The sequence below is a fragment of the Haloferax chudinovii genome (assembly GCF_042663345.1).
In the GTDB taxonomy this organism is placed as follows: Archaea; Halobacteriota; Halobacteria; order Halobacteriales; family Haloferacaceae; genus Haloferax; species Haloferax chudinovii.
Genome location: NZ_JBHTAB010000005.1, coordinates 34,178 through 46,663, shown reverse-complemented (window position 1 = coordinate 46,663; position 12,486 = coordinate 34,178). Strand labels below are relative to the sequence as shown.

General features: G+C 68.2%; 14 protein-coding genes. 7 read left to right on the top strand and 7 right to left on the bottom strand.

What is annotated here, in order from left to right:
• Positions 1-43 precede the first annotated feature (43 nt).
• Positions 44-211 (top strand): DUF1931 family protein, encoded by a 168-nt coding sequence (locus ACFQI8_RS10875; protein WP_004045310.1) that lies wholly within the window; start codon positions 44-46, stop codon positions 209-211.
• Positions 212-340: 129 nt separating this feature from the next.
• On the opposite strand, the gene rpiA is transcribed toward ACFQI8_RS10875, so the two are convergent.
• From rpiA to ACFQI8_RS10855, 4 genes are all read right to left on the bottom strand, one after another.
• The gene (gene rpiA, locus ACFQI8_RS10870) at positions 341-1,033 is read right to left on the bottom strand and encodes a ribose-5-phosphate isomerase RpiA (protein ID WP_390244666.1); all 693 of its coding nucleotides are present in this window, start codon (positions 1,031-1,033) and stop codon (positions 341-343) included.
• Positions 1,034-1,082: 49 nt separating this feature from the next.
• A complete protein-coding gene (locus tag ACFQI8_RS10865) occupies positions 1,083-2,207 on the bottom strand; it encodes an ORC1-type DNA replication protein (protein ID WP_390244664.1) in 1,125 nt (374 codons plus the stop codon).
• A 112-nt stretch (positions 2,208-2,319) separates the two neighbouring features.
• Positions 2,320-2,589, bottom strand: a complete 270-nt coding sequence (locus tag ACFQI8_RS10860; RefSeq protein ID WP_390244662.1) for a hypothetical protein — start codon at positions 2,587-2,589, stop codon at positions 2,320-2,322.
• A gap of 54 nt (positions 2,590-2,643) precedes the next feature.
• Positions 2,644-4,638, bottom strand: a complete 1,995-nt coding sequence (locus tag ACFQI8_RS10855; protein ID WP_390244660.1) for a MutS-related protein — start codon at positions 4,636-4,638, stop codon at positions 2,644-2,646.
• A gap of 178 nt (positions 4,639-4,816) precedes the next feature.
• Between ACFQI8_RS10855 and larE the strand changes: the two genes are divergently transcribed.
• Entirely contained in the window at positions 4,817-5,713 is an 897-nt protein-coding gene (larE, locus tag ACFQI8_RS10850) for an ATP-dependent sacrificial sulfur transferase LarE (RefSeq protein WP_390244658.1), read from the top strand.
• A gap of 78 nt (positions 5,714-5,791) precedes the next feature.
• On the opposite strand, the gene ACFQI8_RS10845 is transcribed toward larE, so the two are convergent.
• Positions 5,792-6,430: a histidine phosphatase family protein gene (locus ACFQI8_RS10845; protein ID WP_390244656.1), complete on the bottom strand. Its 639-nt coding sequence runs from the start codon at positions 6,428-6,430 to the stop codon at positions 5,792-5,794.
• 74 nt (positions 6,431-6,504) lie between these two features.
• Between ACFQI8_RS10845 and ACFQI8_RS10840 the strand changes: the two genes are divergently transcribed.
• A complete protein-coding gene (locus ACFQI8_RS10840) occupies positions 6,505-6,987 on the top strand; it encodes an SRPBCC family protein (protein WP_390244654.1) in 483 nt (160 codons plus the stop codon).
• A gap of 40 nt (positions 6,988-7,027) precedes the next feature.
• On the opposite strand, the gene tatC is transcribed toward ACFQI8_RS10840, so the two are convergent.
• A complete protein-coding gene (gene tatC / locus ACFQI8_RS10835) occupies positions 7,028-8,401 on the bottom strand; it encodes a twin-arginine translocase subunit TatC (protein WP_390244652.1) in 1,374 nt (457 codons plus the stop codon).
• Between the two features lie 130 nt (positions 8,402-8,531).
• Between tatC and ACFQI8_RS10830 the strand changes: the two genes are divergently transcribed.
• From ACFQI8_RS10830 to ACFQI8_RS10815, 4 genes are all read left to right on the top strand, one after another.
• On the top strand, positions 8,532-10,688 hold the full coding sequence (locus tag ACFQI8_RS10830; protein WP_390244650.1) for a twin-arginine translocase subunit TatC: 2,157 nt from the start codon (positions 8,532-8,534) through the stop codon (positions 10,686-10,688).
• Positions 10,689-10,796: 108 nt separating this feature from the next.
• Complete coding sequence (locus ACFQI8_RS10825) at positions 10,797-10,973, top strand: ribbon-helix-helix domain-containing protein (RefSeq protein ID WP_004968933.1); 177 nt, start codon at positions 10,797-10,799, stop codon at positions 10,971-10,973.
• Positions 10,966-11,685: a queuosine precursor transporter gene (locus tag ACFQI8_RS10820; RefSeq protein WP_390244648.1), complete on the top strand. Its 720-nt coding sequence runs from the start codon at positions 10,966-10,968 to the stop codon at positions 11,683-11,685. Before ACFQI8_RS10825 ends, ACFQI8_RS10820 begins: the two co-directional genes overlap by 8 nt.
• A gap of 56 nt (positions 11,686-11,741) precedes the next feature.
• Positions 11,742-11,918, top strand: coding sequence for a hypothetical protein (locus tag ACFQI8_RS10815; protein WP_390244646.1), 177 nt, complete (start codon positions 11,742-11,744; stop codon positions 11,916-11,918).
• Between the two features lie 56 nt (positions 11,919-11,974).
• Here ACFQI8_RS10815 and ACFQI8_RS10810 read toward each other — a convergent pair whose 3' ends face one another.
• Positions 11,975-12,376: a DUF7475 family protein gene (locus ACFQI8_RS10810; RefSeq protein WP_390244644.1), complete on the bottom strand. Its 402-nt coding sequence runs from the start codon at positions 12,374-12,376 to the stop codon at positions 11,975-11,977.
• Between the last annotated feature and the right edge of the window lie 110 nt (positions 12,377-12,486).

Below are 12,486 nucleotides of genomic sequence, written 5' to 3'. Positions count from 1 at the left end.
ATATAGGAAAGTTTATTAAAGGAGAATCGGTAGGACATTCTGTATGGCAGACCTCATTGTCAAGGCAGCCGTCAAGGAAGCGCTCAAGGACAAGAACGTGGCCTCGGACTTCTACGACGCTCTCGACGAGGAAGTCAAGGAGCTTCTCGAAGACGCTGCTCGCCGCGCTGAGCAGAACGACCGTAAGACGGTCCAGCCCCGCGACCTGTAAACTCGGTCTTTAGACCTCTCGTTCTTTTATCGCCGGTCGGTGAGCATCAGCCGTGTCCCCGAAGGGAGTCGGCTCGACCCGTGAGCCGAGCCGGTCGAAGGTGCCCGTTCGAGCGCCCGGCCAGCCGAATCAGAACTCGGTCACGTCGACGCCGTCGTCGGTGCCGACGTAGACCGCGTCCGCGAGGCCGACGAAGAGGCCGTGTTCGACCGCGCCGGGGAGCGACGCGAGGTCGGCCGCGAGCGACTCGGGGTCCGACATCGCGCCGAACTCGCAGTCGAGAACGAGGTTCCCGTTATCGGTGACGACGGGGCCGTCCTTGCGCTCGGCGCGGCGGAGCGTCGCCTCGCCGCCGAGGTCCGAGACGCCCGCCGAGACGGTCGTCCGCGCCGACGGGAGCACCTCGATGGGAACGGCGTGCGAGAGCGTTTCCGCGGTCTTCGAGGGGTCGGCGACGACGAGGAATCGGTCGGCGAAGGCGTCGACCACCTTCTCGCGGGCGTGGGCCGCGCCGCCGCCCTTGACGAGCGCGCCGTCGGTCGTCGCCACCTGGTCGGCCCCGTCGACGGCGAGGTCGATAGCGTCGACTTCGTCGAGGTCGGCGACGGGGATGCCGCACTCGCGGGCGAGTTCGCGGGCCGCGAAGGAGGTCGGGACGCCCCGGACGTCGAGGCCGTCGGCGACGCGGTCGCCGATGGCGCGGATGGCGAAGGCGGTGGTACTGCCGGTGCCGAGGCCGACGACGGTTCCGTCTTCGACCGCTTCGACCGCCGCCGCCGCGGCGCGGCGCTTCTGCGCGTCGGTTCCGCCGGTAGTCTTCATGGCTCAGCCGACTCGGCCGGCGAGTAAAAATGGACCTGAACGCGACGCGTCAGAGGCGGTCTAAGACCGCGTCCGCGTCGTAGGCGAGCGAGATGGCGCGGGTGCGGCCGCGTCCCTCGATTTCGGTGTAGCGCGCCTCGATGACGCCCAGTTGGTCCAGTTTGTTCACGAGCTCGGAGTAGCGCGTGTAGCCGAGGCCGGTCTCCTCGTTGAAGGCGTCGTACACCGCGCCGGCGCGCTCGCCGTCGTACTCGGCGACGACCCGGACGAGTTCGCGCTCGGGGTCCGAAAGCCCCTGCAGACACCGCGAGAGATGGACGTACTTCGACTTGTCGTAGGCCGCCTCCACGTCATCCATGTCGACGGTGCGGGAGGCGCGCATCTCGGCGTGGAGGCCGGCGCGGCGGAGCAGGTCGATGCCGACCCGGAGGTCGCCGCTGTCGGCGGTGAACTCCGCGACTTGGTCGAGTTCGGGCGCACCGATGACGTCCTCGTGGAAGCCGCGCCTCGACCGGCTCCGGAGGATGTCGACGATTTCGTCTACGTCGTAGCGGGGGAAGAACACCTCCTCGGGTCGGAAGACGCTCTGGACGCGCCCGTCGAGTTCGTCGATGACGTCGAGCGAGAGGTCCGACGAGATGATGATGACGCCGATGCGCGCGCCGGAGTGCGCCTCGTGGGCGCGCAACAGCGAGTAGAGCGTGTCGGAGGCCTCGTTCTCGTAGAACAGGTAGTTCACGTCGTCGAGCGCGACGACGAGCACCTCGTCGTCCTCGACGAGGCGGTCGGTTATCTGGCCGAACAGCTTCTTGAACGAGATGCCCGACGACGGGGGTTCGTACTCGAAGATGTGCTCGAAGACCCGCGAGAACACCGCGTAGCGCGTCGAGTCGACCTGGCAGTTCACCCGGACGGTCCGGACGCCCGACTGCGTGCCCAACTCGCCGAACAGTTTCTGGACCGCGGTGGTCTTGCCCGTTCCCGGCGGCCCACGCACCATCGTGTTCAGGGGGCGAGAGCCGCGGACCGCGGGCCGGAGCGCGTACTTCAGGCTCCGCAGTTGGCTCTCGCGGTGGTTGAACGTCTCCGGAACGTGGTCGATTTCGAAGACGTGTTCGTCGCGGAACACCGTCTCGTCCCACGACAGCATCCCCTCTTCGGGGTCCTCCCTCATCGAGTAAAGTACCACGCGCGGGGGACTTAATCGTTTATCGCGGCGGCGTCCGACGGGGGACAGACGGGCGTCGCCGCCGCGGTCCGATGGGAGGTCACGGCCCGTACGTCACCTACTGAAGGAGCCGGACGATTCGGTAGCCGATGGCGACGAGCAGAATCAGTCCGACTGCGCCGATGCCGAGGGCGACCGGTGAGTCGGCGGTCTGCGAGAGCGCGCCCAGCGCCGGGAGCACGAAGCCGAACAGCACGACGAGCCCGCCGAACACCAGAAATAACAGGTACACTGCGGTCCCGAGCACGTCCCAGACGGCGTTCTTCGTGGCGTGGTAGACGAGGTCGTACTGCTGTCGTTCCTCGGGGGAGAGCGAATCGGAGGGCACGGGCGAAGTTGTCGGCGAGTCAAGATAAATCGTGTGTCGCCTCGGGCGACCGCGTCAGTCGAACTTCTCCAGTAGGCGACCGTAGAAGCTGGTCTCGTTCTCGCCGGCCAGTTTCTCCACGATGAGCTCCGGCGTCGACCGCGCGAGGTGGTCCTTCACGGGCGAGCGGTTGACGACGAGTTCGCCGCCCTCCAGCCCGACGGCCTCGATACCGTCGACCGCGACCGACACGTCCGCCGCCTCACGGATGCCGCCGGCGAGGTGGGAGACGAACACGGCCGCCGCGCCCTGTTCGGCGAGTTCTTCGAGGATGCCGGCGATGATTTTGGCCGACGCGCCGGGTTCGGTGATGCTCTCCAGTTCGTCCACGAGGACGAGTCGGTCGGCCGCGCCGTCGGTGAGCGCGGCGAAGTCGCGGAGCGTGCTCTCGAACGCGCCGGCGTCGAGGGTGCCCTGCGACTTGGCGTAGTAGTGGAGTTCGGAAAAGCGCGACAGCCGAACCGACTCGGCGGGGACGGGAAGCCCCATGTGGGCGAGGACGACGACGAGTCCCACGAGGTCGAGCGTCGAGGTCTTGCCCCCGCTGTTGACGCCCGAGAGGAGCGTGACGCCCGACACCTCGTAGTCAACGGGGTCGACGTCCGCGAAGTCCACGTCGAGGAGGGGCGAGCGGCCGGCCTCGATGGCGAACGAGCCGGTCCCGACGTCTCCGGCCGCGCCGGTGAACTCGGGGAAGACGCAGTCGAAGTCGCGGGCGAACCGCGAGACGGCGAGGCGCACGTCGAGTTCGAGCGCGTCGCGGACCAGCGTCTCCACGGGGTCGCGCAGGTCGCCGAGGTCGGCGGCGAGGTCGGCTTTCAGCTTCGCGGCGCGGCGGTCGCGGGCGGCCTTCAGTTCGGTTCGGAGGCGGCCGACCGCCTCCTCGTCGTGGCCGAGCGGGAACGACGGGTCTTCGGGGAACACCCGCTCCGTCAGGTCGGCCTCGCCGGGGCGGAGCGACAGCGACTCGACGAGGTGGTCGCGGGCGGCGGCCAGCGCCTCGTCGAACTCCTCTTCGAGTTCGCGCGACAGCAGGGAGTCGACGCGCGCGCCCTGTTCGACCAGCGAGAGGAAGTCGGTCCCCTCGATGGTCACGTCGCGCTCGCGAATCACGTCGCGGAGGCGGTCGTTGGCGACCGACTCGGCGGTCGCGACGGCGGTGTCGAGGTCGTCGACCGCGTTCGAGAGGCGTTCGAGTTCGGCGTCGCCGAGGACGGTCCCGTCGTCGGCCAACCGGGAGAGCGCGTCGCGAAGGGCGGCGAGGTCACAGGGCGGGTCGAGACCGGCCGCTTCGTGGACCGCGGCGGCCGCCTCCAGCGCCTCGCGGTTCGCGGCGAAGAAGGCGAGCAGTCGCTCGGGGACGACCTCGTCGGTCCGCTCGGCGGCGTCGGGAAGCACGCGCACGTCGCCGTCGACGTCGATGCCGGCGAACGACTCGTCGAGGACGACCACGGTCGAGTACGACCGCGCGAGTTCGGCGATGTCGCGGCCGTTCTCGACGACCTCGATGGAGAGTTCGGGAAACGCCTCCTTGGCGGCGGCGTAGCGCTCCGCGTCGGCGGTGGCGAGACAGCGCTCGCGGACGCGACGCGGCTTCGGGTCCGCGAGGGGTTCGACGCCCGCCAGCGCCGCGAGCACGTCGGGGTCGGGGTCGAGGTCGGTCGCGTCGGCGGCGAACGCCCGGACCTCCTCGATGCGCGAGGCCGACCCGGTCGGAAACAGCGTCTCCAGTCGCTTCTCGGCGTACGTCGTGACCGTCCGCGCCTGCAGGAGACCGAGCGCGTCGCGGGAGAGTTCCGAGGCGCGGTCGGTGGCGAGGAAGCCGCCGGGGTCGTCGTGGTCGCGGCGAATCGCCCCGCGGGCGATGGCCGCCGCCCTGCCCTCCGTGAGCCCCGGTGCCCGCGCGAGCGCCGCCACGTCGCCGTCGGTGAGCGCTCGCTCGGCGTCGTCGAGTTCCGCGAGCGCGGCGGCGGTCTTCTCGCCGACGCCCGGGATGGTCTCGAAGTCCATTCGGCCGGACCTATCGCGGCATAGGACAAAAAGTCGCGGGGTGGGGACTCCGGGACGACGGGCGGGTCACGCCCGCCGAGAGAGCGTCTGTCGCGTCCGGTTCGCCGACTCGGTCGCCCTTCGCGGTCGTTCGCGCCGGGGGCGAGGGGCTTTTGCCCGTCGGCCGGGAAGGGAGGCCATGAGCGAGCGAGACGCCGCGGCGAAGGCCGACGCAGTACGCGAGGCGCTCGCGGAGCGCGAGAGCGTCCTCATCGCCTTTTCGGGCGGTGTGGACTCCAGCGTGGTCGCGGCACTCGCCCACGACGCGCTCGGCGAGAACGCCATCGCCTGCACCGCGAAAAGCGAGACCCTGCCGGACGCAGAGTTGGACGACGCGAAGCGCGTCGCCGAGGAAATCGGCATCGACCACCTGACCGTCGAGTTCTCCGAGCTGGACAACCCCGACTTCGTCGCCAACGACGACGACCGGTGTTACCACTGCCGGACGATGCGCCTCGGCCGGATGTACGAGGCCGCCCGCGACCGCGGCATCGAGGCCGTCTGCGACGGGACGAACGCCTCGGACCCCGGCGAGGGACACCGACCCGGCCTCCGCGCCGTCGAGGAGTTGGAGGTGCTGTCGCCGCTTTTGGCCCACGACATCACGAAAGAGGAGGTCCGCGCCATCGCCGACGACTACGACCTCTCTGTCGCCGACAAGCCCTCGATGGCCTGTCTCTCCTCGCGGATTCCGACCGGGCTCGAAGTCACCGAGGAACGGCTCTCGCGGGTCGAGCGCGCCGAGACGATTCTCCGGACGTGGGGCTTCGAGCAGTTCCGCGTCCGCGACCACGACGGACTCGCCCGCATCGAGGTCGCGCCGGAGGAACTCGACCGCGCGCTCGACGCCGACTTCGTCCGCGCCGCCCGCGACCACCTGAAGGACGCCGGCTTCGACCACGTCACGCTCGACCTCCACGGCTACCGGACCGGGAGCGTCAGCCCCGCGGCCGAGGCGGAGACGGACGCCGACGCGGGCGACGACGACCTCCTCGTGGACGACGTGTTCGCGCAGGACTACCCGATGCGGAAGTAAGCTGAACGCGAGGACTCGGGAGGAATCGGGAGGAAACGCGAGCGCCGCGGGCGCACCGAAAATCGACCGCAGAACGGCCTACGTCGGCAGAAATCGCGTCTCGTTCTCGGCGACGACGTGGACGAGCGGTTCGTCGCCGTCGTCGCTCAGTTCGACTTCGAGCTCGCAGATGCCGCCGTTGTCGAGCGGTTGCGACAGCATCGCCTCGACGACATCGAGCCCCCTTACCTCGCCGAGCGACAGCCGAATCGGCGCGCCGTGGCTGACGACGAGCACCGTCTCGTCGGTGGCGAGCGAGTCGGCGAGTCCCTCGCGGGCGTTGAGGACGCGGCGGCGGACCTCGACGAGGCTCTCGCCGCTCGGGGGGCGCTCGCGGGCGGCGGGCGCGCCGACCGCCGCGAGAGAGTACTGCGGGTACCGGTCCGTGAGCTCGTCGAATTCGAGCCCCTGAAGCGACCCCACGTCGCGCTCGCGCCACGCCGAGTCGAGGACGGGTTCGACGCCGAGTTCGCGGGCGACGGGGCGGGCGGTCTCTTGGGCGCGTTCGATGTCGGAGGAGACGAGGCGGTCGACCTCGTAGGAGTCCGCGACGTGGCCCGCGAGGGCGTCGGCCTGCGCGCGGCCGCGCTCGGTGAGCGACACGGGGGCCCACCCCTGTATGCGTCCGGCGCGGTTCCACGTCGTCTCGCCGTGTCTGGCGAGAAGGAGGGTTGCCATACGTCCGTCTCTTTCCTCACCGGCAATGAACGTTCCGCGCGAGATTCACGGTCTCGGCGCGCCAACTGTTGGGTATGGCACACGAACTCGAAACGAACATCGAGATAGACGCCCCGCCCGAACGGGTGTGGGAGACGCTCGTCGACTTCGACCGCTACCCCGAGTGGAACCCGTTCATGCGAATCGCCGGTCGGCCGAACGAGGGCGCGACGCTCACCGTCCACCTGCGACCGCCGGGCGGCCGCGAGTCGGAGTTCGAACCCGACGTGACCCACTGCGAGAAGCACCGCGAACTGCGCTGGCTCGGCCACCTCGTGGTCCCGGGGCTGTTCGACGGCGAACACCGGTTCCGCCTCGAACCGCTCGACGGCGGCGAGCGCACCCGATTCGAGCAGACCGAGACGTTCTCGGGCGTCCTCGCCGGGCTCCTGTTGCGGTTCGTCGGCGAGCGGACCCGGGCGGGGTTCGTCGCCATGAACGAGGGGCTGAAGACGCGCGTCGAGGGAGTTGTCGCGGCCGAGAAGCGGGAGGCGGCGGCGTCGTCGGACGCGGCGTGAAAACGGATCGGACGAGTGACGTACGCCAGTGTGCGTTGGCTCAGTTCCCGGTCCAGCGCAGGGCCGCGAGCGTCCCCTCGAACAGGACGATCATCGTCGCGCCGATGATGATGGGGGCCATCCCGGTCGGGTCGGGGCTGACGAGGAACGCGAGGCCGAGGAACGCGCCCCAGAACAGCAGGCGGCGGTCTTCGAGCCATTTCCGGGTGACGAGGTTCATCATGATGGCCAGCTCCACGAACAGCGGAATCTGGAAGACGACCGCCATGTAGCCCATCAGGATGAGGATGAGGTTGAACGTCTCCTTGAGGCCGAACGCGACGACCGCGGTCCCCTCGGTGTAGGAGGTGAAGTACGCGAAGATGGCCGGGAGCACCACGAAGTGCGCAAAGAGGACGCCGACGAGCGCGAGGATGAGGCTCGTCGGCACGGCCGCGAGGTAGTATCTGCGCTCTTTCGGATAGAGGCCGGGGCGCATGAACAGGTACGTCTCGTAGACGAACACGGGGAGGCCGATGACGGTCCCGGCGAGGCCGGCGACCTTCAGTTTAGTGAGGATGAGTTCGAGCGGCCCGTAGAGTCGCGGCCGGCGGTCGACGATGGTCTCCGCGCCGGGGATGTGGGCGTTCCAGAGGAAGTTGATGACGTCGGTCGCGCTCGGGATGTGGACGCCGAAGGCGGCCTGCGTGTCGACGAGCGCGTTGAGGATGTCCGCGCCGGGAAAGAGCACGAGCGTAATCGCGCCCGCGACGCCGAGGACGACCGCCAACCGGCGAATCATCTCCTCGATGTGTGCGGTCAGCGGCATCTCCTGGTCGCTCTCGGGGGCCTCGCCGACGAGTCCGCCCACGTCCTCGTCGTCGAAGTCGTCCTCGACGGGCGCGGGCGACGGGGCCACCCCGCTCACCTCGTCCTCGCCCGAAAGAGCGGGGCTCGCACCGTCGGGCGCGGGGTCCGGTCCGGCGGCGTCGGCCGGCTCCTCGCGCGAATCGTCGTACGTCCCCTCGGGGACGTGCGACGTGTGTTCGTCGTCGGCGAGGAGACGAGGCTCGTCGCTGTCGTCCGAGTCGTCGGCGTCGTCCGAGTCGTCGGCGTCGTCCGAGCCGTCAGTGTCGTCCGAGTCGTCGCTGTCGTCCGAGTCGTCAGTGTCGTCCGAGTCGTCGGCGTTGTCGATGCCGTCGGTATCACTGTCGGTGTCGCCGTCCGTCTCGTCGGGAGCGTCGTCCGTCTCGCCGTCGTCAGACCCGTCGGTGACGGCCTCGTCTCGCGGGGTGACTCGACCGTAAACCGGACCGTCGGACGACGAAGGCCCGCCGTCGTCAGACTCGTCGGACGAGCGCTGGTCGGCGTCGTCCGGGGCGTCCGTCTCGTCGTCGGCCGCAGAGAGCCCTGTGTCGCGCTCCTCGTCCGCCATTCAGGTGTCCTACGCTTCCGGCCAGTTATAGGTCTTTTCGCATCGCGCCGAGGAGGCGCGCCGAAGTCGCCGAAATCACGCCCGCGGTGAAAAAGATTGATAACCGCCAGACTGCTTTCGCCACGTACGTATGTCCAGCGCCCTCGACGAGGACACCCAACAGACCATCGCGGCAGGCCGCGAGACCGCCGGTGCGATGCTCCGAGCGGCGCAAAAGGACCTCCAGAAGGTCTTTATCGTCTTCCTCGTCGGGTTCCTCGGCACGTTCTACGCGCTCCGACTCTACGTCTGGGGATTCTTCCGGGGCGTGACCAAGGCGCAGATGGACGCCAGCGTCTCCGGAAACGTCAGCATCATCGCCCAGACGCCGTTCGACGTGATTCTCTTGCAGGCGAAAATCGGCCTCGTCGTGGGGATTCTCTTCGCGGTCCCGCCGTTCATCTACGTCTCGCGGGACGCGCTGAAAGCCCGGGGCGCGTGGCCCAAGTCGCCCGTCGCGCCGTGGAAGCTCGCGCTCATCGGGCTGACGATGGTCGTGCTGTTCGCCGCGGGCGTCGCCTACGGCTACTTCGTCTTCTTCCCGTTCACCTTCGCGTTCCTCGCGCAGAACGCGCTGTCGGCCGGCTTCACGCCGAGCTACTCCATCGTGAAGTGGGCCCAGTTCATCTTCCTGCTCACGCTCTCGTTCGGCCTCGCGAGCCAGCTTCCGCTCGCGATGACCGGGCTCTCCTACGCCGAAATCGTTCCCTACGAACTGTTCCGCGACAAGTGGCGGCACGCCATCGTCGGCATCTTCGCCTTCGGCGCGCTGTTCACGCCGCCGGACCCGTTCACCCAGATCATGTGGGCGGTGCCCGTCATCTCGCTGTACGCGTTCAGCCTCTATCTCGCCCGCGTAGTCGTCACGGCCAAACGCGGGAGCGAGAAGATGGACGTCAAGGCGACGGCGGCGCACCACTGGAACCTCCTCGCGGGCGTCGGCGTCGTCGGCGGCCTCCTCGTCTACGCCTTCTACGAGTACGGCGGCGTCGAACTCGTCAACGACGGCCTCGCCGCGGTCGGAAGCGACTACGTGTTCCTCGACCCCGGCTCGCAACTCGCGTTGGGCGCGTTCGTCGTCGCCGGCGTCGTCGTCGGCCTCGCGTTCGGGCTCGCCTACCTCGTCTACCGCGACATCGAGCGGATCGAACGCACCGAAGTCGGCGTCGGCGACCCCTCGAAGCTCGACCTCTCGGCGCTCGACGTGGCGGGCGTCCGCGCCGCGCCGCCCGAGGTCTTCGCCGACCGCGACGAAGACGAGATTATGAGCCTCGCGTCCGCCGCCATCGACGACGGCGACAAGGACAAAGCGCAGGCACTCATCGACCGGTTCGACGAGGCCGAAGCGGACCGCGAGGCCGAGGCGGCCGACGCCGAAGACGAATCGGGCGAACTCGAAGACCGGACGACTCGCGCGGGCGGCGCGTTCTTCGCCGAACTGACCGAGGGCGAGACCGACGAGGACGACATCGGCGGCTACTACACCGACATCGCGTTCATCGTCGACTCCCTCACCTCGCGGGCGTTCTGGGTCGTCGGCTGGTTCATGGTCGTCCTCGCGGTGACGTTCGGCTGGCTCTACACGGGCGGTATCAGGGACGTCTACGAGGACTTCCTCGGGCGACTCCCCGCGGTCGTGACGCCGGAAGAAGTGCTCAACGTCGTCGCGCTCCACCCGATGGAGGCGCTCATCTTCGAGGTGAAGTTCTCGACGATTCTGGCCGTGCTGGCGACGCTTCCGCTCCTCGCGTACTTCGCGTGGCCCGCGCTCCGCGAGCGCAACATCATCCGCAAGCGCCGCCAGACCGTCTTCCTGTGGACCGGCGCGCTCGCCGGCGGCCTCCTCGGCGGCTTCGCGCTCGGCTACAGCTACGTCGCGCCGACGGTCATCACGTTCCTCGTCGAGGACGCGCTCGCGGCGAACATGATAATCAGCTACCGCATCACCAACTTCTTCTGGCTCATCTTCTTCACCACCGCGGGTATCGGCCTCCTCGCGGACGTCCCAATCCTGATGGTGCTTCTCAACACCGCCGGCATCAGCTACCGGATGATGCGGAAGCGCTGGCGCGAGGTCACGGTGTTCATCCTCGCCATCTCGGCGGTGTTCACCCCGGCGAGCATCACCACGATGTTCATGGTGACGCTCCCGCTGATGGCCGCCTACGGCATCGGCCTCGGCCTCCTGTTCGTGCTGACGGTCGGCGGCCGGCGCGACCTCTCGCCCGCCCGCGGCGCGGCGGAGTGACCGGGAGTCGCCCGGGACCGACGGCCGACTCGCCGACCGAAGACGCGTCAAAAATCGCCGTTGAGACCGTTGAAAAGGCGTTAAGTATTCTCACGAGAATCCCTGAATATGGCCAAGATAAGCGTCGAGATTCCCGACGAGTTGCTCGGCGACCTAGACGAGCACGTCGGCGACGACAAGAAGTTCGTGAACCGGAGCGATGCGGTTCGGGCGTCCATCCGGAAGACGCTCGACATCCTCGACGAAATCGACGACCGACACAACCGCCTCGTCGAAGATGAGTGAGGGGCGCTCGGCCGTCGGGCAGGTCGCCCTCGTCGGGCTGTTCGTCACCGCGCTGACGACGGCGCAGTTGACGGCGTCGAAACTGCTCTCGATTCCCCTGCCGTCGGCGGTGGGCGAACTCCCGTTCGTCGGCGCGGCCATCCTCATGCCGGGTGCGGCGCTGGCGTACGCGCTCACTTTCTTCGCGTCCGACTGCTACTCCGAACTGTACGGCCGCCGAGCGGCGCAGGTGATGGTGAACGTCGGCTTCGCCATGAACTTCGTCCTCCTCGGCCTCGTCTGGAGCACCATCGCCGCGCCCGCCGCCAACCCCGAGTTCGCCGCGCAGTTCGCCACGGTGCTCTCGTCGGGGACCAACATCGTGGCCGGGAGCCTGCTCGCGTACCTCGTGAGTCAGAACTGGGACGTCATCGTCTTCCACGGCATCCGCGAGATGACCGACGGCTCGTTCCTCTGGCTCCGAAACATCGTCTCGACGGCGACGAGTCAGGCCATCGACACGGTCATCTTCGTCGGCGTCGGGTTCTACGTCGCGCCGACGGTCCTCGGCATCGGAGACGTGCTCCCGTGGAACGTCCTCATCGGCCTCGCCGTCGGTCAGTACCTCCTGAAACTCCTCATCGCAATCGTGGACACACCGTTCGTCTACGGAGCCGTCGCACTCCTCCGCGGCGACGACGAGTCCTCGACCGACGGCTGGGTCGCGGACTGAGACGCCGCCCGGACCGACGGACGGCTTATATTTTTTGGTAGCATACCACACGATGTATGACCGACGAGCACCGCCACAGGCTCACCGAGCGAGACGGGATGGAGATGGGGGTTCGCTGTCCGAACTGCGGGACCTACACGTCGTTCGGGGATATCCTCGCCACCGGGACCTGTCGCGGCGGGTGGAAGGGGTGTCGAACGGGACTTCGGCTCGACCTCGTGGTGTACGACTGAAACCGACGGGCGAGACCGACGAGACGCCGAGTCGCGGAAGCGGAAAGAGAGCGCGCTCAGGCGGTCCCGTCGGCGTCCGGAGAGGCGTTCAGATAGAGGTACGCCGCCGCGACGGCGAAGACGGCCTCGCCGCTCTTGGAGAGAATCGCCATCTCACTGATTCGCCCGCTCATGACGACCCACGCCACGATTTGGGCGAGCGCGAACGCGATGGCGACGAGGTAGAACTCGCGCCGCCAGAACTTGCTCAGGTAGACGGCGATGCCCGCGAGGAACCCGACGCCGGCGAGGACGAACAAAATCGCCTGCGTCTGGTTGAACTGCATCAACACCGGCGCGAGCGAGAAGTGGGCGTACACGGACGCCAACGCCCCGAGGATGGCGACGTACGGAACGATGCCTGACGGGAGGCCGGTGAACAGCGGTTGCGAGTCGGTGGTCGTCGTATCTGCTGACATGGGTGACACGAGCAGAGTCGTGTCAAACGGGGATAATGCTTGCCCGAAGTTAGACACAAATTGCGGAGGCGACGAGGCCGCGACGCGGTGGCCCGCGGGCGCGAGACCCG

What these genes read in the sequence shown, in the direction of transcription:
- ACFQI8_RS10875 (WP_004045310.1), top strand. Translation starts at nt 44, where the DNA reads ATGGCAGACCTCATTGTCAAGGCAGCCGTCAAGGAAGCGCTCAAGGAC.
- ACFQI8_RS10815 (WP_390244646.1), top strand. Translation starts at nt 11,742, where the DNA reads ATGACCGACGAGCACCGCCACAGGCTCACCGAGCGAGACGGGATGGAG.
- rpiA (WP_390244666.1), bottom strand. Translation starts at nt 1,033, where the DNA reads ATGAAGACTACCGGCGGAACCGACGCGCAGAAGCGCCGCGCCGCGGCG.
- larE (WP_390244658.1), top strand. Translation starts at nt 4,817, where the DNA reads ATGAGCGAGCGAGACGCCGCGGCGAAGGCCGACGCAGTACGCGAGGCG.
- tatC (WP_390244652.1), bottom strand. Translation starts at nt 8,401, where the DNA reads ATGGCGGACGAGGAGCGCGACACAGGGCTCTCTGCGGCCGACGACGAG.
- ACFQI8_RS10820 (WP_390244648.1), top strand. Translation starts at nt 10,966, where the DNA reads ATGAGTGAGGGGCGCTCGGCCGTCGGGCAGGTCGCCCTCGTCGGGCTG.
- ACFQI8_RS10855 (WP_390244660.1), bottom strand. Translation starts at nt 4,638, where the DNA reads ATGGACTTCGAGACCATCCCGGGCGTCGGCGAGAAGACCGCCGCCGCG.
- ACFQI8_RS10830 (WP_390244650.1), top strand. Translation starts at nt 8,532, where the DNA reads ATGTCCAGCGCCCTCGACGAGGACACCCAACAGACCATCGCGGCAGGC.
- ACFQI8_RS10810 (WP_390244644.1), bottom strand. Translation starts at nt 12,376, where the DNA reads ATGTCAGCAGATACGACGACCACCGACTCGCAACCGCTGTTCACCGGC.
- ACFQI8_RS10840 (WP_390244654.1), top strand. Translation starts at nt 6,505, where the DNA reads ATGGCACACGAACTCGAAACGAACATCGAGATAGACGCCCCGCCCGAA.
- ACFQI8_RS10825 (WP_004968933.1), top strand. Translation starts at nt 10,797, where the DNA reads ATGGCCAAGATAAGCGTCGAGATTCCCGACGAGTTGCTCGGCGACCTA.
- ACFQI8_RS10865 (WP_390244664.1), bottom strand. Translation starts at nt 2,207, where the DNA reads ATGAGGGAGGACCCCGAAGAGGGGATGCTGTCGTGGGACGAGACGGTG.
- ACFQI8_RS10845 (WP_390244656.1), bottom strand. Translation starts at nt 6,430, where the DNA reads ATGGCAACCCTCCTTCTCGCCAGACACGGCGAGACGACGTGGAACCGC.